This is a genomic window from Epibacterium ulvae (assembly GCF_900102795.1).
Lineage (GTDB): Bacteria > Pseudomonadota > Alphaproteobacteria > Rhodobacterales > Rhodobacteraceae > Epibacterium > Epibacterium ulvae.
Genome location: NZ_FMWG01000016.1, coordinates 1 through 19,287 on the forward strand (window position 1 = coordinate 1; position 19,287 = coordinate 19,287).

The 19,287-nt window shown below is 53.4% G+C and carries 16 protein-coding genes and 4 pseudogenes; 6 read left to right on the forward strand and 14 right to left on the reverse strand.

Annotated features, from left to right (window positions below; translation table 11 throughout):
• The first annotated feature begins 64 nt into the window (after positions 1-64).
• A pseudogene (locus BLP79_RS17615) lies at positions 65-1,073 on the forward strand (IS3 family transposase).
• Between the two features lie 48 nt (positions 1,074-1,121).
• On the opposite strand, the pseudogene BLP79_RS17620 reads toward BLP79_RS17615, so the two are convergent.
• The 3 genes and pseudogenes from BLP79_RS17620 to BLP79_RS17630 form a co-directional block, all read right to left on the reverse strand.
• Positions 1,122-2,008, reverse strand: a pseudogene (locus tag BLP79_RS17620) (IS3 family transposase); the annotation flags it as partial.
• 305 nt (positions 2,009-2,313) lie between these two features.
• The gene (locus BLP79_RS17625) at positions 2,314-3,729 is read right to left on the reverse strand and encodes an RtcB family protein (protein ID WP_090221012.1); all 1,416 of its coding nucleotides are present in this window, start codon (positions 3,727-3,729) and stop codon (positions 2,314-2,316) included.
• Between the two features lie 3 nt (positions 3,730-3,732).
• On the reverse strand, positions 3,733-4,716 hold the full coding sequence (locus BLP79_RS17630; RefSeq protein WP_090221013.1) for a hypothetical protein: 984 nt from the start codon (positions 4,714-4,716) through the stop codon (positions 3,733-3,735).
• Positions 4,717-5,000: 284 nt separating this feature from the next.
• On the opposite strand from BLP79_RS17630, the gene rtcR reads away from it, so the two are divergent.
• Positions 5,001-6,566 (forward strand): RNA repair transcriptional activator RtcR, encoded by a 1,566-nt coding sequence (gene rtcR / locus BLP79_RS17635; RefSeq protein ID WP_090221014.1) that lies wholly within the window; start codon positions 5,001-5,003, stop codon positions 6,564-6,566.
• A 302-nt stretch (positions 6,567-6,868) separates the two neighbouring features.
• Positions 6,869-7,299, forward strand: a pseudogene (locus BLP79_RS20070) (transposase); the annotation flags it as partial.
• 65 nt (positions 7,300-7,364) lie between these two features.
• Here the strand turns inward: BLP79_RS20070 and BLP79_RS17640 are convergent.
• The 6 genes from BLP79_RS17640 to BLP79_RS17665 form a co-directional block, all read right to left on the reverse strand.
• Entirely contained in the window at positions 7,365-7,706 is a 342-nt protein-coding gene (locus tag BLP79_RS17640; protein WP_090221015.1) for a DOPA 4,5-dioxygenase family protein, read from the reverse strand.
• A gap of 18 nt (positions 7,707-7,724) precedes the next feature.
• Complete coding sequence (locus BLP79_RS17645) at positions 7,725-8,183, reverse strand: SRPBCC family protein (protein WP_090221016.1); 459 nt, start codon at positions 8,181-8,183, stop codon at positions 7,725-7,727.
• Between the two features lie 33 nt (positions 8,184-8,216).
• Positions 8,217-8,840, reverse strand: coding sequence for a DJ-1/PfpI family protein (locus tag BLP79_RS17650; RefSeq protein WP_157844009.1), 624 nt, complete (start codon positions 8,838-8,840; stop codon positions 8,217-8,219).
• Positions 8,841-9,060: 220 nt separating this feature from the next.
• Entirely contained in the window at positions 9,061-9,666 is a 606-nt protein-coding gene (locus BLP79_RS17655; protein ID WP_090221018.1) for an FMN-dependent NADH-azoreductase, read from the reverse strand.
• Between the two features lie 48 nt (positions 9,667-9,714).
• Complete coding sequence (locus tag BLP79_RS17660; RefSeq protein ID WP_090221019.1) at positions 9,715-10,299, reverse strand: YceI family protein; 585 nt, start codon at positions 10,297-10,299, stop codon at positions 9,715-9,717.
• Between the two features lie 29 nt (positions 10,300-10,328).
• Complete coding sequence (locus tag BLP79_RS17665; protein ID WP_090221020.1) at positions 10,329-11,153, reverse strand: hypothetical protein; 825 nt, start codon at positions 11,151-11,153, stop codon at positions 10,329-10,331.
• Positions 11,154-11,233: 80 nt separating this feature from the next.
• On the opposite strand from BLP79_RS17665, the gene BLP79_RS17670 reads away from it, so the two are divergent.
• Together BLP79_RS17670 and BLP79_RS17675 are read left to right on the forward strand one after the other, a co-directional pair.
• Positions 11,234-12,151, forward strand: a complete 918-nt coding sequence (locus BLP79_RS17670; RefSeq protein WP_090221021.1) for a LysR family transcriptional regulator — start codon at positions 11,234-11,236, stop codon at positions 12,149-12,151.
• A 296-nt stretch (positions 12,152-12,447) separates the two neighbouring features.
• Positions 12,448-13,076, forward strand: a pseudogene (locus BLP79_RS17675) (IS5 family transposase); the annotation flags it as partial.
• A gap of 206 nt (positions 13,077-13,282) precedes the next feature.
• On the opposite strand, the gene rpoH reads toward BLP79_RS17675, so the two are convergent.
• Positions 13,283-14,179 (reverse strand): RNA polymerase sigma factor RpoH, encoded by an 897-nt coding sequence (gene rpoH / locus BLP79_RS17680; RefSeq protein WP_090221022.1) that lies wholly within the window; start codon positions 14,177-14,179, stop codon positions 13,283-13,285.
• Between the two features lie 213 nt (positions 14,180-14,392).
• Positions 14,393-15,418: an RluA family pseudouridine synthase gene (locus BLP79_RS17685; protein WP_090221023.1), complete on the reverse strand. Its 1,026-nt coding sequence runs from the start codon at positions 15,416-15,418 to the stop codon at positions 14,393-14,395.
• On the opposite strand from BLP79_RS17685, the gene BLP79_RS17690 reads away from it, so the two are divergent.
• Entirely contained in the window at positions 15,417-15,728 is a 312-nt protein-coding gene (locus BLP79_RS17690; protein ID WP_090221024.1) for a DUF6476 family protein, read from the forward strand. The two genes, BLP79_RS17685 and BLP79_RS17690, sit on opposite strands and share 2 nt — an antisense overlap.
• A 145-nt stretch (positions 15,729-15,873) precedes the next feature.
• Here the strand turns inward: BLP79_RS17690 and BLP79_RS17695 are convergent, their stop codons facing one another.
• Genes BLP79_RS17695 through BLP79_RS17705 form a run of 3 tightly spaced genes read right to left on the reverse strand, consistent with a single transcriptional unit; the run spans position 15,874 to position 19,219 of the window.
• Complete coding sequence (locus BLP79_RS17695; protein ID WP_090221025.1) at positions 15,874-17,856, reverse strand: ATP-binding protein; 1,983 nt, start codon at positions 17,854-17,856, stop codon at positions 15,874-15,876.
• On the reverse strand, positions 17,841-18,701 hold the full coding sequence (locus BLP79_RS17700) for a phosphate/phosphite/phosphonate ABC transporter substrate-binding protein (protein WP_090221026.1): 861 nt from the start codon (positions 18,699-18,701) through the stop codon (positions 17,841-17,843). Before BLP79_RS17700 ends, BLP79_RS17695 begins: the two co-directional genes overlap by 16 nt.
• A complete protein-coding gene (locus tag BLP79_RS17705; protein WP_090221027.1) occupies positions 18,698-19,219 on the reverse strand; it encodes a response regulator in 522 nt (173 codons plus the stop codon). The genes BLP79_RS17700 and BLP79_RS17705 overlap by 4 nt, the downstream gene beginning before the upstream one ends.
• Positions 19,220-19,287 lie beyond the last annotated feature (68 nt).

Here is a 19,287-nt window from a genome sequence, read left to right on the forward strand (position 1 = left end):
CTGGACCTGTCGCGGTTTGATGCCGCTCCTTTGATAGCATTTATTGCAGCAAAGGAGACGAACTATGGGAACGAAACGGACGGACGAATTCCGCGCTGATGCGGTGCGGATTGCACTGACCAGCGGTCTGACACGCAAGCAAGTTGCATCGGATTTGGGTGTAGGCTTATCGACGCTGAACAAATGGGTTACGGCTCATCGCCATACGGATGTGGTTTCGGACAAGGACCTTGTCCTTGCCCGTGAGAATGAACGGCTTCGTCGTGAGAACCGTATTCGCAAGGAGGAGAGGGACATCCTAAAAAAGGCCACAGCCTTCTTCGCGCGCCAAAGACAGCGGGCCGACATGGTTGTTCTAGCCCACATCAAGGAGCAATCCCGGCTCAGCTTGGGCAGCTATGGCCGTCCCAGAATGACCGAAGAGCTGAAGGAGCTTGGCCTGAACGTCGGCCACCGTCGGGCGGGGCGTTTGATGCGGGAAAATGGAATACGGGTTGAGAGATCGAAGAAATACAAGGTAACGACCGACAGCAACCACGCCTTCAACATCGCGCCGAGCCTGTTGAACCAGGACTTCCGTTCGGATCAGCCGAACCAGAAGTGGGCCGGTGACATAAGCTATGTGTGGACCCGAGAAGGATGGCTCTACCTTGCCGTGATCCTTGACCTGCATTCCGCGGCGGGTGATCGGCTGGGCCGTGAGCAATCGCATGAAACGCGACCTGGCGATCCGTGCGTTGAAGATGGCGGTCGCGTTGCGACAGCCGCCCAAGGGCTGCATCCATCATACGGATCGTGGAAGCCAATACTGCTCCCATGATTATCTCAAACTCCTGCGCCAGCACGGCTTCAGGGTATCGATGCGCGGCAAGGGAAATTGTTATGACAACTCTGCCGTCGAGACGTTCTTCAAAACGATCAAGGCCGAACTGATCTGGAGGCAGTCCTGGCCAACGCGACGGGCAGCGGAGATGGCAATCTTCAACTACATAAACGGGTTCTAAAATCCACGCCGGCACCACTCAGCATTGGGATGGAGAAGCCCAGTCGCTTTCGAGAAGAAAGTCGCCTAAACGAGCACTTGGGGCGACACTAAAACGCAACAGGTCCAGCCTCGTTACCGGCTCAATGTAGGCGGTCTTAGCGCCGACCGCTGCAATCCAATCGCGGACGGCCTGAGCAATGAAGCCAGCTTGTGCGCCATTGGTCCGAGCGACAATAGCGAGCGGGCCGTTGTCCGACCGACTGAAAGCAGGAACGCCGCGCAAGATAAACAAGTCCGTCAGCGCATCGATAACCTCTGTCGAGTTCAGCTGCCGTTTCACCCGGATCGACCCGTTGCCCGGCAGGCGATTTGGCAAAGCCAAATCTGCCGAGAGAGGGGCATTCCCGGCTGTGTTCATCCAAGATATTGAGCGTTCGGAACGCTTTCCCGTCATCGGTTCGATGATGCATCGAGCCATTGATAGCGCCGTTGGCTCGAGCGACAATGGCGAGGGTCACACGACCATACATGGTTGCGGTACTCCGGTCGCAAACGAACACACGAGCCATCGTTGAGCCAGAGCCTCCCTTTCTTCGGCTGCTTCATTGGCACTTTGAGCCCTTCACGCCGCCACAGACGTTCGACACGCTTGTCGTTCACAAGCCATCCGGCGTCTCTGAGCAAAGCTGGCATACGGCGGTAGCCATACCGACCATACTGGCGAGCCAGTTCGATCATATCAGCCACTAGACGCCCCTCGTCAGCACGGCCAACCGGCACGACGTTATGTGGACCGGTGCTGTCCCAGAACACGACAGGCTCGCCGCTCCGATACCCTGAACTGGCTACAAACATGCTCGATACAGGCACGACGACGCGAAGGGCTCAGTCGTTTTCCCGTGCAGCTTCCGAAAGAATGAGCTTGTCCAGCGTCAGGTCCGACACGGCTCGACGCAGCCGATCATTCTCTTTCTGAAGCCCCTTTAGTTCCTTCAGTTGCTTGGTTCCCATAAAATGGGATTGCCCATCGTTCATCTTTCCATAGCAATAGAAGCGACCAAAAGCGACCTCGGAAGGATCAGCACAATGATGAAAAGCCCCGAGAGGGGGTCAGCGCCGTGTCAGATCCTGCGGAAGAGAAGTGGTGATGGATACAGTCATGTCTTACCCTCCTGTCTGTTGCGGATGAAAAGGTGGGGTCTGCTCAGCGGTCAGTGTCCTATTCGGAAAGCCGCTGCGTGAGCAAGCACTTGAAGTGATGCAATTGCGCGACAGCGTGGCCGCCATACAAAATGGCAGGAGAGGAAGTTTTCCTCTCCCACCTGATCTTATCTGCGCCCTTTTTTGCGATTCAGCCAGAAAGGTGGCACATCGCCTGCCATAACGCAGCCGTAAGGATCAATGTAGTCGTCGATCTCAGCGAGCCCGTAGTCCTTGATCTGCTGGACCACTGAGGCCGCGCTTTTGTAGCTTGAGGGCAATTCGGAGGCATCGATCCCGCCTGCGTGGAAACGCACGTCCAGCCCTTTGGTCTCGGTCTTCAGCTGTTCTTCGGGGGGTATATCCCCCATGCGGCGGCGATGCTCAGAACGCGAGAAGTTGCGCCCCGCGCCATGCGGGCTAAAGCCCAGAGCGTGACCGGCATCCGTTCCGCGTACGACCAAGACAGGCTCGGACATATTGAGCGGGATGAGCGTGCGTCCCGAGGCATCGGCTGCATAGTGATCCCAAGCTGGCGTCGCCCCCTTGCCATGGAAATAAAGATCTCCTCGTTTGAAGACGAAGTTATGCTCGTTCCAGATCCGCTCACCGACATCGCCCAGGCGTGCCATTTCGACGGTCGCCTGATGGATCGCGTTATGGTTGGCTTTGGTCCATTTGCGGATCAATTGCAGTGCCTCCCAATAGGCGATCCCTTCTTCGCTATCAGCGGGAATCCAAGCGTTTTGCTTTAGCGTTTGGGGCGAGTGCCGCTTGCGAAACTTTTGCGCCACGTCCATGCCAAGCTTGTAAAGTACCGCACCGGGACCACGCGATCCGTGGTGCGTCACCATCGCCACGCGGCCTGAGTTGCGCGAGCGTCCGACAAACAAGAAGTGGTTGCCGTCCCCTTGCGTCCCCATATGCTCCTGCGCCATCCGAATGATCTTTGGATTGTTCAGGAACCAGTTCTCGCGAAAGGCATCCAGCAGCTTGAGCGAGGTCGTGAAACGCGCCCCGTTGCGTCGCCCACCGGGGCCGAAATGCGTCACCGCCTGCGCGGCATCCAACACCGCTTTGGGATCAGCGTCGCCCAGATCGGTCATCATCACCGAACAACAGATGTCCGCAGAGTGCATCCCCGGGTGGATCGCATTCTTGGTCGCCACGACACCGCCCACAGGGATTGTTCCTGTAGGGCCCGCAGGGCAAGCATCGGGCATCACCGCACCGCTCACCACAGTCGGAGTGCGCATCACCGCCGTCATGGTCTCACGCACTTTGGCGATATTGTCTTCCTCATCGGGAGAAGCCGTGCGGATGTTCTCATGAAACGGAATCGCGCCTGCCGCATGGAGTGGGGTTTTCGGCACCTTTTGGGGTTTCTCAACCTCAAGCGCCGCGCGAATTTCCTGTACACTCGCCCCTTCGGCCAGCTTTAAAGCAGCGCGCTCCAAAAGCGCTGGGAATTGTGCACCGGGTATATGCCCCCATGCGATCAGGTCTTCGCCCGTGATCGTCGTCAATGTCACGTCATCAGTCATATTTTATCCAGTCATCAAAGTTTCTTTGTTGACCCATTTGCGGGTCATAAATTCCATCCGGCGGCGCACCGAGGGGATGCGGTCATCCTGTAATGTTGTGGCGAGCTCTGGCGCGATCTGTGGCCCGAGCCGGATGAAGGTGTCAGCCGCCAACTTTCGTAGTGACGTCGTGCCTCGCCCAGCAGTGAGCAACACCCTCAGAGCAACCTCAGGCGTGACCCCATAAGGCCGTGTTTCGACGACCGGCTCCCAGCGGTAAAAATTTTCACCTTTACTGATCCATCGCTTGCGCCACCCGACCAGCCATTTCACCTCCCCGTTTAACAGCACTGCGGTTGCCACTGCGCGAACCTGTGTCGAATGCGCCTGTGTGGCTAACTTGAACAGGTAAGGGTCGAGCGTCTCGAACTGCATTTCTGCACGCATCATTCGGGACAGAGGACCTCGATCCGCCTCTAGAAAAAACGTGTAAATGGTTTCGGCCCAATCCGGGTGCTGTCGCAGTGCTTTGATGGCGGATCCCGCGCCCCGTTGCCAGCTTTGCATTCGCAACAGGACGAATGGCAGCAGACGACGCAGCTGCACCACGTTGAGTTGTGGCAAGAGTACGACAAGCCGATCCATCGCTATCTGACGGACCTGCGGAACCCAGTCATTGCTGCGGACCAGCAAGAACACCACCGTCACAAGGTCGTCGGGCTTGGTCGTCATGGCGCGCAGAGCTTTTTCACGAAAATATCCATCACCAGAGCAGGACACCAGAAGCGGCGACCGTTTGACCGCCCTATCGGTCAGCCCCCAAAGGCACCGCTTCGATGCTTCACTGCGCATCGTAGTGGCGCAGTCACTCTCCGCTTGAACCAGCTCGTCAGGCGAGAGTTGCGCTAGCTTCGCTTCGAGCGCAGCGATCTCGCGTCCCCGTGAGACTCGGTATAGCTGCGTGACGGCACGCTTAGCCTGTTCCACAATAGTAAATGTTTTGGTCATCTCGGGCGCCTCTTCGGGTGGCAAAATCTATAATCTCTGTCTCAAATCGGTGCCGGGGGCTTTGGGAATGGGCCCAAGGCCCCCGGCGGTTCAACGGACACGGATTTGCCCGTTCTTCTCTACTCACTCTTTCGGTTCCCTTTTGTGGCAGGGAACTGGATCGGCTCTGAGTAGAAAGTGGAGACATGGCAAGTAGCTGAAAATAATGTGAAAATATCACATTTGCCAAATGGATTGAATTAAAATACGATATAAAAATATCGTGACTTATAAAAATTGATATCATGCGCAACGTCATCATCGGATTTCTTGGCACTAAACTCGACATGGGCAGGAAACGGCGCTGGAAACCCACGCCGTCGCTGGTCACGCATGACGGTTTTTCGGTGGATCGGCTTGAACTGCTCTATGACAATAATCACAACCGCCTCGCCCACTCCGTCAAACATGAAATTGAAGCAAACAGCCCAGAGACTGAAGTGGTGCTCAACCGTCTCGATCTGGATGATCCGTGGGATTTTGAAGAGGTCTACTCCAAGCTCTTTGACTTTGCGCGCAGCTATGGGTTTGACGAGGATCGCGAGCGGTATCACATCCACCTGACAACAGGAACGCACGTCGCTCAGATCTGCTGGTTCCTTCTCGCCGAGAGCCGCCACATCCCCGCACATCTGTTGCAAACTGGGCCACCTAGCGCGGATGCCGGTCACGCCAAGCTCGACATTATCGATTTGGATCTGCGCCGCTACAATGCTTTGCAACACCGGTTTGACCTGATCTCCCAAGAGTATAGCGATCTACTGAAAGGTGGGATCGAGACCTGCAATGAGGCCTACAACAGTCTGATTTCCCAGATCGAACACGTGGCTGGGGCAACCCGCGCACCGATCCTTCTGCTCGGAGAGACCGGGACTGGAAAGACCCGGCTGGCCGAACGCATTCACACCCTCAAGCTTGACCGCCGTATAATCAAAGGCCGCATGGTCCATGTGAACTGTGCCACGCTCAATGGATCGGATGGGATCGCGATGCTCTTTGGCCAGCGGCGCGGCTATACGGGGCAGGCAGGATCTGAGCGCAACGGGTTACTTCGCGAGGCTGATGGCGGTATGCTGTTCCTCGACGAGATTGACGAATTGGGCCTGCGCGAACAGGCCGTGATTTTGCATGCGATCGAGACGGGGCGCTATTACCCGCTCGGCGCCGACTACGAGGTCACCAGCCAGTTTCAGGTGATCGCTGGCGCCAACCGCGACCTGCGCAGATTAGCCGCCGAGGGGCAGTTTCGTCAGGACCTCCTGAGCCGCCTTACGGCTTGGACGTTTGAGATTCCGCCGCTACGGCAGCGGCGCGAGGATATCGAGCCGAACCTTATCCATGAACTCACGCGGGCGGAGAAAGAGCTCGGCGTTCAATACGGTTTCAACCTTGATGCCCGCACGCGTTACCTGAAATTCTGCCGCGATCCCGCAACGCTGTGGCCCGGCAACTTCCGCGACTTCGGTGCCTCAGTGCGGCGCATGTGCGTTCTGGCCGCGCGGGGTCGGATCACCCGTTCGATGGTAGAGGATGAAATTCGCCGCCTGCGCGATCTCTGGTCTACCTCCCACAGCGACGGAGACGCCAGACTGCTTTCGAAGGTGATGGGGCGGGAGTCGGCGGAGATTGACCTCTTCGACCGCGCCCAACTGGCCCAAGTTGTCCGTATTTGCCAAAGCAGCGCATCCCTGAGTGAAGCAGGCCGCACCCTCTTTGCCCATTCGCGCGAGCGCCGAAAATCTACCAACGACGCGGACCGCCTGCGCAAATACCTCGCTAAATACGGGCTGGATTGGGAACAGTTCAGATAAGAGCACTCTGGAAATTATCGCATCGCATCAGCAAATTCTACCATGAGTGGCCCCGGTCAACGAGACGTAAGCAATGTGCTGGTGGCCTGCCGTCACTGGTCCCTCTGTCATAATAAGGGGCTGTGGGTTTGAAAGGTCGAAGAAATACAAGGTGGCGACCGACAGCACCGCTGCTTTCAACATCGCGCCTAACCTCTTGAACCGGGACTTCCGCGCTGCCCCCAGAACCAGAAATAGGTGGGCGATATCAGCGTTCGCCAGTGTGCTCGAACCAATGGCGCATCAATTGCTCACTTTGGATTCACGAAGCCTGGCTCTACCTGGCCATCATTCGTGACCTGCATTCCCGGCGGCTGACTGGCTGGCTGGGCCGTCTTGAACCGCATGACACACAATCTTGCGATAAGGGCTCTAGAGATGGCCGTGGCACTCCGCCAGCCCTACAAGGGCTGCACCCATTATACCGATCGTGACAACCAAGACTGCTCGCACAACTACAGAAGACACTGTGCCAGCATGGGTTCAAAGTGTCGATGTCAGGCAAGGGCAATTGCTACGGCAGCTCCGCTGTCGAGACCTTCTTCAAGAAGATCAAGGCTGATCTGGGGTAGGTCGTGGCAGAGACGCGGAACTGGCGATCTTCTAATGCATAAACAGACCCTACAATCCGCGACGGCGGCACACAGCCTGGAGCTGGAAAAGCCCGGTCATATTCGAAAAGAAAGTCGCCTAAACGAGCACTCGGAGCGGCACAAAAACGTCACACGTACAATCTAAGATGCTCGCAATCCGTTCCACTTACCTGAACATTTCTAGGTTGAGCGATTGTACCTCTCCAAGCCAAAAGATGTTACGCGTGTGATCGGTGAGATGATCACCGCTTTGTGCATGGCAGAACACGATCAAATCACCACGGTTCTCCAGCAACCAGGGCAGCAGTTCCCCGAATTTCTGTGGGCTGCAATCCAGCTGACAGGATGGCATCGGGTGTGGTCCGACAGGTCGCGCATGAAGCTGCCCCATGGCGACGCCAAACCGCTCGGCCGCTTGCTCACACAGAGTACGTGCCGCCTCGGTGGACGATTGCTCAAAGTAAATGTGGGCATGAAACCCGGTGATAGTGGATTGCGTCGTCGACATTTCAATGCCCTTTTCTGTTCAAGCACCCGTTTGGGTGGCACCTCTTGTCAAGATCCGGAGACGGGGAGCGTGCCGCTTACGGTACATAAACTGAGCCCATGCAGCAAAAACCCATGTCATCACTCCGGCGTCTATCTCGATCTGCTCTTCGATACGGCAGCTACCTTCATCTTGTGGAAGTACAACCAAAGAATGGCGCCAGGATTTGACGCCCGCCCCACTTTCATTGGAGCGGAACGCCATCTTGTCCTTATCACATTCAAGGACGGTCATTTCGTATGGCTGATACGGCAGCTTTCCAAACAGTGAGACCTGCACTTTGAGGTGCTGCCCTTGATGAATTGCGCCTGATGGCAAGTCGCGAAAAGCTAGTAGACCTGCGGTGACAGTACTGAGATGATCCAGATCTGTAGCCACATCCCATACCTGTCTCGCCGTATATGGGTAGAAATGTGTCAGATTTACAATTTTCGTCATTGTCTGATCCTCCGCCGCGTAACCAGACGGGCGTCAGCTATTGGAAAGGCCGTGACGCTCTAGCAAGCGGGTAAAGTAGATTGTGTCTGCAGCTTCTTGAGATTGCTCGGGCCCTACGATGTTCTTCAGAAGCTCTATTGCAGCTGCATAGCTGACCAAAGATCCGTTGCTGGTCACAACGTTTTGATCCACCACAACGGTGGCGTCAATGTCGATCCGCACCCGAGGATGATTTAGCTTCAACCAGACTTCACCTCCGGGATAGGTGGTGACGTTGACACCGTTCAATAGGCCTGTCGCAGCTAGGACATAAGCGCCAGAACAATTGCTTGCGATCCAGTCGGCCTGTGCCGCCTGCTTCGTCACAAATGCCATGAAATCCTGATCGTCAAGTACCGGGTCCATATCATATCGGCTTCCGACGATAATAACATCCAGATCAGGGGCATCTTCGATTCCGAAATCCGCCTGTAAAGTTAACCCTTCATGCGTCGTGACCAAACCAGCCTCGGGGGCGATAGTGATAATCTCATAGCCTTCGATGATCTCATTTTCAATGGCCACGCCGAAGACCTCCAAGGGCGCCACAACATCGCTGGTGAGAACGCCGTCAAACAGCATCACACCGATACGCTGAGGCGTATCTTCATTGGCCAACGCGGGATGTCCCCCCACAACAATGGCGGTGAGAGTCGCGAAGCAAAGGGCGAGCACTCTAGCATGTTCAAAAAGAGAAGTGTGCAAACCAGAACGGAGAAGAAAGCGCGACGGGCTTGTGTGGCAGTATCGAGATATCATGATAAAACCTTAGTTATCAAAGTTAGCGTTGTGATTGAGATGCGCCGCGCAGAAGCTTCGGCGCATCTGGTTATCTGAGCTAAAGCTGCGCTCGCGCGGCTTCGAATTGTGCCGCTGGATCGGCGGTCAACATGGATGGTTGGTAGCGGATGAACTTAGCGTCTTTCACACCAATTTTGTGCAGCCACCACTCCAGATACCCGGAGTGGAAGTCCCGACCAAAGCGAGCATCGACGCCCGGTGCCCAGACCGCACTTGAAACGATCACCGTTGCTGTCTTGCCAGACAGAAGGCCATAATATCCGGTCTCGGGTGCGAACCCATATAAAAAGCCAGGTTGCGTAATAATGTCGATGTATTGTTTCAAACGATAAGGAACACCACTGTTCCACATCGGGACATTGAACACATAGTGATCCGCCGCGGTAAACCGATTGGTGATTTCGGTCAGGTGTGTCCAGTTCGCTTGCATTTCATCCGTCATCTCTCCCTCTCCAAAGAGAGCCATCTTGGCGGCTGCCCAATCACCATCGAACTGCGGTAAAACCTCATCCCAAAGATCGATCGTATCGACTTGCAGGGTTGGATCGTTGGCGATGCGGTTTTCTATATGAGCCAAAGCCAGCGCACGCGATTTTGACTTTTCACCACGCGGCGAAGCGGAAATATGGAGGAGTTTCGTCATTCTAAGTCTGCTCCTTTGATGGGGGGTATGATCAGAGGCACACCGGTGTCACTGACGTAGTGCTTCCAGATCAATCTCGACATCGATTTTCGGGCCAAGACCAAAAGCCACCAGTTGGTTCATCCCAAAATTCGTACCATCGATCGTCGCGGTGGCTGAAAAACCGGTTTTGATCGTGGACGCATCCCAAGGCAGAGGCATTTCATTGTTCCAAACAACATCAAGCGCAACCTCTCGACTCACTCCAATCATGGTCAGAGCGCCATAAACAATCGCGGTGCGCTCACCGGTCTGTTCAATACGAGTGCTTTCAAAAGTAATTTCAGGGAACTCCGAGATGTTCAGAAAGTCTGCGCCGCCCATGTCGCGGTCACGTTGTTCGGAATTCGTATCTAAACTGCTTGACGCGATCACAACTGAAACAGAGCTGTTGGTGACGTTCTCTTGGTCAAACATAATGTCACCGGAAACGTTACGAAAAATGCCACGCGCATTGGCCCATCCAGCGTGATTTATGCTGAAGGTGACCCAGGTGTGATCTTCATGGACAGTATAGTGCTCGGCCGCCTGAACGATTGGAGCCGTCAAGGCAAGCAGTGCAGCTGCGATGGCCGTGCGTGAAAAGAGAGACATATTTGGTCCTTTCATGGATAGGTTGGGGATCAGAAATTACGCAGAGCAAGCAGGATGGCAGGTATGCCTGCCACCAATGCGAGGCCCGCGAACGCAAAGGGTTGAACGAGGATGGGCAAGCGCGAGAGCTTTGAGTCCGCAAAAGGCAGCGCCACCATGGAAATTATGAGCAAATATGCTCCCGTGCTGAGATTGGTCGCAAAAGTTGCGAGCTGCACGAGCAGGACCAGTAAGCTGCTTTGAATGGTCCAGATCGTCATCGGAGAGACTTGGGGCTGCGGCCCGCCTTTCAAAGCGCTTAAAAAGACAACAAGTGTGTAACCGCCCACGAGCGCCGATAGGGACAGCAGTACTTGCCCCAGCCCAATGAAACCACCCAACAGGGCAATGATGCTTGCTGTGATACTCTTCGCCAAAGTGGTCACTGGCCATGTGAATGATGACCCGGTCACTTCTGGCACTTTGGCTACCGTTGCAGCCCAAACAAAAATTGTTCCCACGGGCAAAAGCCATTGCCAGTCAATCTGCCCAGCAGACAAAGGCCGCTGGATCAACCATGAAAATGTTACCACTCCGAGCAAAGTTTGTAAGGCAGTACGACAAACTGGTGTTTGTTTATCGATAAAGAGGCCAAGAAGCGGGATCGCTATGAGCACGTAGGCAACTTTATGTTTAGATGAAATCGCAGGAAATGGCGGGAAGCCTTCATGCAGCAAGTAGATCGCGGCAATTGCAGATCCCATCGCAAGAACTATTAACCACGATGCGACCGAAGCGCGTCGCTCTGCGCTCCCAAGCCCAATTCCAAATGCTAGCGGCATAAAAAAGAGCATAATCAAAGTATTGACACTCATATGGCCACTCATTTTCTGTCCAAAATCTCTCAGACAGGGATATAGGACTTCATTTTATTGATTAAGGTGGCTTTCATTGAATGATTATCGCCTATATGGCTAAAGTCATGGACCGCATTGATTTACTAAAGACATTCCTGAAAGTCGCTGACACCGGTTCCTTCACGGCCGCCGCTGAACGGCTGGGTATGACACCCCAGTTGGCAAGCAAGTATATACGTGCGCTTGAAAGCGAGTTGGGTGCTCAGCTGTTTCACCGTTCCACACGGCGCGTGAGCATGACCGAAACCGGCAGCGCATTCTATGGTAGATGTGCACGCCTCGTTGAAGATTTTGACGAACTGAAAGCAGATGTTCGTCAGGATCATTGCACGCCGCGCGGCCAGCTACGCCTCACAGCTCCCCACTGTTTTGGCGGAAAATATCTGGTCGAGGCTTTGGCCGATTTTTCAGCAGAACATCCGGAGATCACCGCGACACTCGACTTGACTGACCGCTATGTTGATCTTGTAGAGGAAGGTATTGATTTGGCGATACGGATTGGTAGCCTAGAAGACTCTTCGTTGCTGGCCCGCCAGATTGGTATGGTTCCCATTGCCCTCTGCGCAAGCCCTGATTACCTCGCAAATGCGCGCGACCTGAACAGCCCCAGCGATCTCGAACACCACACCTGCATTGTGGATACGAATTTCAAAGCCCGTAACAAATGGACATTTTTGGTAGATGGGCAACCGATGACCTATCAGGTTGAGGGACGTCTAAAGATCAACAGTGCGAGCGGTGCCAGAACCTTGGCTTTGAAGGGACAGGGCGTTTTATTGTCTCTGCAATATATGGTAGATGAGGATGTCAGGGCTGGACGTCTTGTTCAGCTATTGCCAGATTACATGGCGACGAAACTCGCAATCAATGCAGTTTACCCGCCTACCCGCCATCTTTCTGCGAGAGTCAGAAGTTTCATAGATTTCATGGCGAACCGATTTAAGAGCCTAAAGTAAAATGATATTTTATCGGCCAGACCTCCGATCTGATGAGAGGCCAGTTGTCTGTGGCGTAATACTTAGATGACCTGCTGAGTATTGAGCAAAAAGATACCTTATACTTCCATATAGGGTGAGACAGAAAATGCCCCATTTTACACGTAATATCCTGCATTGGGCGAGTTTTATTAGCTTTGCGGCACAACTCCGGTTCGAGGATTCGCAGTTTAGATCCAGTATGGTAGCTTGCGTACACGAGCCGTTGATCCCCTACGAAGTAGCAGACAGAGAACTGGCCTTCATATAATGCCGCGCTGAAGCGACGCGGATCGTTGTCGATTTGCTTTTATCCCGACATCGGCTGAGTTCCGCTCCCGAGCGGCAAGCACCGTCCTCAGCAGCAATTTAGTAATGTTGCGATCCAGACGTGTCTGACACTGAAAGTGCTGTTCGGGCTTCCGTCGCGGCAAACGACAGGCTTTGTTGAAAGCCTGTTGCAGCTGGTTGGGCTGGACGGGGCCGTACCGAATTTCAGCACATTGTGCCGTCGTGAAAAGACGCTGAGTGTGAGCCAGTCTTATCGCGGTGGAATCGGCTCCTTGAATTTTCTGATTGATAGCACTGGCATCAAATCTGAAGGTGAGGGCAAGTGGAACGCCCGCAATCATGGCGGTCCGAAACGCCGCATCTGGCGTAAGATACAGATAGGGATCGACGAGGAAACGTTGAAGGTACGAGCTGTGGAGGACACAACGAGCAATGTGGGTGATGCTTCTATGTTGCCAAAGCTACTCGATCAAATACCAGCCGATCAGGTCATCAGGTTAGCGCCCAAAATGGAGCCTAAGACACACGTAACTGTCATGATGCGATTGCAGCACGTTGGATACACACCGTCACCCCGCCCCGCAAGAACGCCAAGTCGCGGAAATCCCAATCCGTGTGGCCGTTCTCAACAGGCGTACCACTCCAGGCATACCCGTCACAAAGACCGTAAGCTAAATCCGTCTAGGCAAAGGGGAAGTGCGGCCACACCCCAATTTGTGCAACAGAACCCCCTCAACACAGAAGGCCTATGTAAAGCGGTTTTGGTTCAGGCAGAGGCTTTTGATACCACCATCGCCCGAACCAAAACTTGAAAAAGCGCGATTACGCAGAGGTCAGCATGCCTTTTTCACGTGCCAAATCGCGCATTTTCTTTTGCAGTTTTTCAAACGCTCGCACTTCAATCTGGCGAATACGTTCGCGACTGACGTCATATTGTGTACTCAGATCTTCCAGCGTCTTTACCTGATCTGACAAACGGCGCTGAGTCAGAATGTCTTTCTCCCGATCATTCAGCACATCCATTGCCATCGCCAACAGCTCACGCCGCGCCTCCAACTCGTCACGGGCTTCATAATCGCCTGCCTGATCCGCGTCTTCGTCTTCCAACCAGTCCTGCCATTGCATCGTGCCTTCGCCTTCAGATCCAATCTGAGCGTTAAGCGATGCATCCCCACCAGACATCCGGCGGTTCATGGAAATCACCTCATCTTCGGTAACACCAAGGTCAGTCGCGATCTTTTTGACATTATCGGGGTGCAGATCCCCGTCTTCCAGCGCGCCAATCTTGGCCTTAGCCTTGCGCAGATTAAAGAACAATTTCTTCTGTGCAGATGTCGTGCCTAGTTTCACCATAGACCAAGACCGCAAGACATACTCTTGGATCGAGGCCCGGATCCACCACATCGCATAGGTTGCAAGACGGAAGCCTTTTTCCGGATCAAAACGCTTTACAGCCTGCATCAGGCCAACATTGGCTTCGGAAACAACTTCGGCCTGTGGCAGGCCATATCCACGATATCCCATCGCAATCTTTGCAGCCAAACGAAGATGAGATGTCACCATTTTATGAGCTGAAGCAGCGTCTTGCTCTTCTGCCCAGCGCTTTGCCAGCATGTACTCTTCTTCAGGTTCCAACAATGGGAACTTGCGAATTTCCTGTAGATATCTATTCAAACCGCCTTCTGGGGTCGGTGCGGGTAGATTTGCGTAATTTGCCATTTTTCTGTCCCTCCCAATGTTTAGGGGCTTAACATAGAGGCATATGGGATTGGAACTTTTCCAATCAAGGGGTGTGCATCTAATATGACGATATTATCGCATTTAGGGTATAGGTCTGTGATACCCGTCACACTGTTGTGCACCCTGTTACAAGTGCAATCAAAAGATGTATTTCCCTCAAAATCGGATGGATTGAACCGCGAACCCCTTATTTTACTGCTGCAAAGCGGACAGTAATTCCTTCATATCCTGCGGCAAAGGTGCTTCAAATCGCAACATTTCTCCTGTGATCGGGTGCTCAAACCCCAGAACAGCCGCGTGCAAGGCCTGTCTTTGAAACATTTGGACGGCGTCAATGCCTTTCTGTGGCAACGCTTTTGCAGAAAGCTTTCTCTTGCCTCCATAGGTCGGATCTCCGACCAACCCATGTCCTGCGTGTGACATGTGCACCCGAATTTGATGGGTTCGCCCTGTCTCGAGCCAACATTCAATTAGCGAAACCGCTGCAGGCTCCCCGAAAGTTTCCACAATCCGGGCCCGTGTAACGGCATGTCGCCCGCCTTGAAACAACACAGCCTGACGCTGACGGTCAGTTTTATGTCGCGCCAGTTGTGTTGTAATCTTTAAAATATTGCCCGGTTCGAAATTGGCACCCTTCACCCCACGCACCCGTGGGTCAGTCGCGGCAGGCGCCCCATAGCAGAGCGCCCGGTAATAGCGTTCAACTGTATGTTTCTCAAACTGCGCTGCCAGCCCCTGATGCGCCGCATCTGATTTCGCGACCACCAACAGTCCTGATGTTTCTTTGTCAATCCGGTGCACAATCCCCGGACGTTTGATCCCTCCGACACCTGAAAGATTATCACCGCAATGATGCATCAAGGCATTCACCAATGTGCCTGACGGCGACCCCGGCGCGGGATGCACAACCATGCCGGCCGATTTATTGACCACAATCAAATCGTCATCTTCATAAATTACCGTCAAAGGAATGTCTTCGGGGCCAATATGGCTCTCACCAGCCTCCTCAACCTCGATCAATACCTCTGCGCCAGCCGCGACCTTGGCTTTTGGATCCGTCACCACAGTGCCATTGATCTGCAATCCACCCTCGCTGATCACCTTTGACAACCGGGTACGAGACAGCGCCGCTTCCTCTGGCACATCCCGTGAAACCGCTTTATCAAGTCGCTTAGGCGGATTGTCCGCAATAACAAATGTGATCTGGCGGCTGCCCATGACTGACCCTGTTCCATCTGAGTTTCAACAAGAAGAACCCGCGCAGCTGAAATTCCTGCGCAGATTGATCACCACTTTGACAGCGGTAATGATCTGCGGGCTTGTAGTCGTTGTTGCGCTGCTTGTCATCCGATTGTCTGATGATGGGCCCGATCTACCGGAAAATATAGCGCTACCTGATGGAATTGAAGCAAAAGCAGTTACTTTTGGCGAGGGTTGGATTGCCATTGTCACCGCCGATGATCGTATTTTAGTGTTGAACAACCTCACCGGCCAAATTCAACAAGAGATCCTCATCAAAAGCCCTTGATGGACGACGCCACAGCCTAGGTTCTTTTTGTTCCGCAGCGCTGTGGAATTTTAAGAAAGAGAGCCTTTTTCAAGGCAGGCAGTGAGCGAGAGAGAACCATACTCATCGCTCAAGGCTGCCGCTCTCTTGGCGAATGCGATGCGTTTTATGCGACCGACGCCTCATCAAACGCTTCACCGTCAAGACTGGCATCAGGCAGAACTATTCGAAAACAAGCTCCCGCACCTTCATTGGTCACTGAGATAACACCTGCCATATCGCGGATAGTACCAAAACTGATAGACAACCCAAGACCGGTGCCTTTACCTGGCTCTTTGGTGGTAAAAAACGGCTCAAACAACTTATCCAGCAGCCCTTCCGGCACACCACCACCTGTGTCACGCACTTCTATGACATGACCTTCGTGTGTCGCAAAATCAGCAGTAATTGAAATCTTACCCTGGCTTGCACCACTGCCTTCGATGGCATCTCTGGCATTGCTGACAAGATTAAGCAGGACCTGTTCGAAAATAACCTTTTCTCCAAGCACGATCGCAGGTTCATCTGGCAAGCTCAATCTCAGCGAAATATCCTGTGTATGTAGCTGCGTCCGAGCCAGTGCGCTCATTTCTTCAAGGCTCTGACGAAGGTCGAATGGCTCACTGATACCTTCCGCCTTACGACCAAAGACACGCATATGATTGATAATCTGTGCAGCTCGTTCCGTTTGTTCGCCAACACGTTCAAGTTTGCCACGCAGATATTCAAGATCCGCCTTGCCTTTGTCGATCCGTTTCACACAATTGGTCGACGCCATCCGGATCACCCCAAGCGGTTGGTTCAACTCATGGGCAATCCCAGTGGCCATCTCACCCAACGTGGCAAGTTTGGACGCCTGAATCAGTTGGTGTTCAGAATGGCGCAATTCGGTTACGTCTTTAGCAGACAAGACTGTTCCGATCCCATCCACCTGAGACTGGACCGTTAGCAAAATCCGATCTGGTGCACGGCGAATTTCACGCGGTGTGCCTTGCTCACGTGTGAGCTGCTCTTTCATCCAGCGCTGTTTGTTTTCGACTGCAGGGAATGCCCCCTGATCCAAGCCCTCTTCCAAGAACCCACGCAGCGTAAAGTCCTCTGGCAACGCCTCCAGTATGGACCGGTTAAAGGCGCGAAAGGCTGCATTCACGAATAAGATTGTGTCATCCGTTCCAAAGATCGCTACCTGCTCGTCGACTTGATCAAATGCAGAGATAAGACGCTGTTGTTCTATTCTTGCGTGTTCGATCGCTTCCATAGCGGCCCGGAAAACAACGGTCGCACGAGCCATTTCACCGATTTCATCCGCACGGTCGGTATCTGGCACTTGAACATTATCGCATTTGTCGGCCACATCGCGCAAACATCCCACAAGGACTTCCACCCGTGCTTTTTTCTCAAGCAGCTCGTCTTGTTGGGTCTGCAACACACGTCGGTCCCGCGCAAGAGTCCATGCCATATCATTGAAACAACGTGCTGTATCGGCCAGTTCATCCCGCCCGCGCACATGGATCTGACAGTCCAGATTCCCCTCAGCTATCGTCCGTGCGCCTTTACGAAGCCAATGTAGCTGTCGGGTCAACATTGTGCCCAGCCCATATCCAAAGATTGCAACCAAGGACATGCCAAGAATGGCGACGATCACATTCCAACGCAAAGCCTGAGCGATTTCTTCCTCCACCGAGAATGTGGACAGTCCCAGCTCAATATATCCGTAAACAGTGTCACCAAAGGCAATCGGCAAATCAATATCGATCAGGTGATCGCTGCGCGCCGCGTCAAAATCAGCATCACGGATAAATGGAGCAGCCAACGCGGCTGCATCACCGCCCTCCGAAAGCACAACGCCATTTACGTTTTTAATCCTTAGATAGGTAAGTTCTCCATTCGAAAGAGCTGTTGCAATAGTGGCGTCCAGCGTCGCTAAATCTGTCGAGATGACCGCATCAGATACGGCATTGGCGAAAACACGCACTGTTGTTTCTGCGCGCTGATAAAGCTGGGTTGTTGCAGAACCACCCAAAGAAAATTGATTGATCCCGATGAGCACTGCCATGACCGTAAGCTCGATCATCGCAATGCCAAGAATTGTTTTTAACCGGAAGGACACTCTGCATCTCCTTCTTTAGAAATCCCAGTCTCATCACGCGCCATACCCAGCGCGCGAACATCATCCCAATCACTGTCCTCGGCTTGCACCAACCCAGACATACCGATCCCTTTGACCAGCTCGGGGTGGCTGGTAGATAAGGACAGCATTTCTTGCTGTACCACTTGCGCCAAATCTTGGGTGACGCTCTGGTGCGCTGCGATAGCATGGGGGGTGAAACCATCCGTTTCATAAATAACTCGTAGCTGCGCACGCACCTCTGCATCCATCGCATTCCATGTCCGCGTGACACCGCCTCCTGCCGCCATCAGTCCAGCTGCCACAGCACGATACACGCTGTCATGAGATTTCACATAAGATGGTTCAAAGTCCACGCCACTCTGCTGAAGCGAAGCTCGGTTCAGGATGCTTGCACCAAAGGCGCCCGGTGAGGGAAAAGCGATATTTTGCCCCACCAAACTATGCAGATCAGAAAAATCTGAATCCGCGCGCGCAACCATCACCCCTTTCAGCCGTTTGCCTTCCTGATGCGCAATCGCGAAATAGGCCGCTTCCTGCGAGAAAATCGCGTAATGCATCGGATTCATGTAAGCAAAGTCAAAGACACCCTCGGCCAAACAGGCTTCAAATGTTGGGATATCCTTGGTGGTTCGAAACCGAAAGGATACCCCAGTGCGGCTGCTCAATTCTTCAAGCATAGGCCCCCACATCTTTGCAAGACGACTGGCAGATTGCTGCGGAACAATCCCGAATGTAAATTCCTGAGAAAGGTTACTCTCTTTGGATTGAACGCTGGAACCCTGTACAAGAGACAAGGCGACGGCTGCTGAGAGGATCCATTTCATGCGACACCTCCTGCCTCGCGAACATGCGTCTTGTGCAGTTCCTGCGTGACATATTGCACGCGTTTAAGCAGCTTCTGGTCACTTGGGTCACAATTTGGAACGCCAATACCAACTCCTGCTCCTGCCTTGATCGCCTCAACCAGAAGATCGGCATCAAGCGGCTTTGACAGAAAGGCGACAGCGCCAATTTGCTCAGAGGATTTTACTGCTGATGGATCGCCACTTAGTACAATAAAATTGAGGTCACGATCTGGGAAACGAGCCTCTGCTCTGGAAATCAACTGAATTCCCGTCGATGAATCTCCTGACGGATCTACAAAATGTACATCTGTCACGACGACACCGATAAACGGGTACCATTCCAAAACTTCTAATGCCATATCAACGCTATCTGCGATAATGGCATTCCAACCCTCTAAATCAACGATGTCCTGCAATTCTTCCAAAGCGCACTTGTCATCGTCAACAACAAGAACGGTCATCGCTTGGACGTCTTGGGGGATGTGTTTATTGGTCATCTCTTACTCCGTTGGCTGTTGAGGTTACAGACCAAGGATGAGATATGTATACCGTTGCACACAATAGT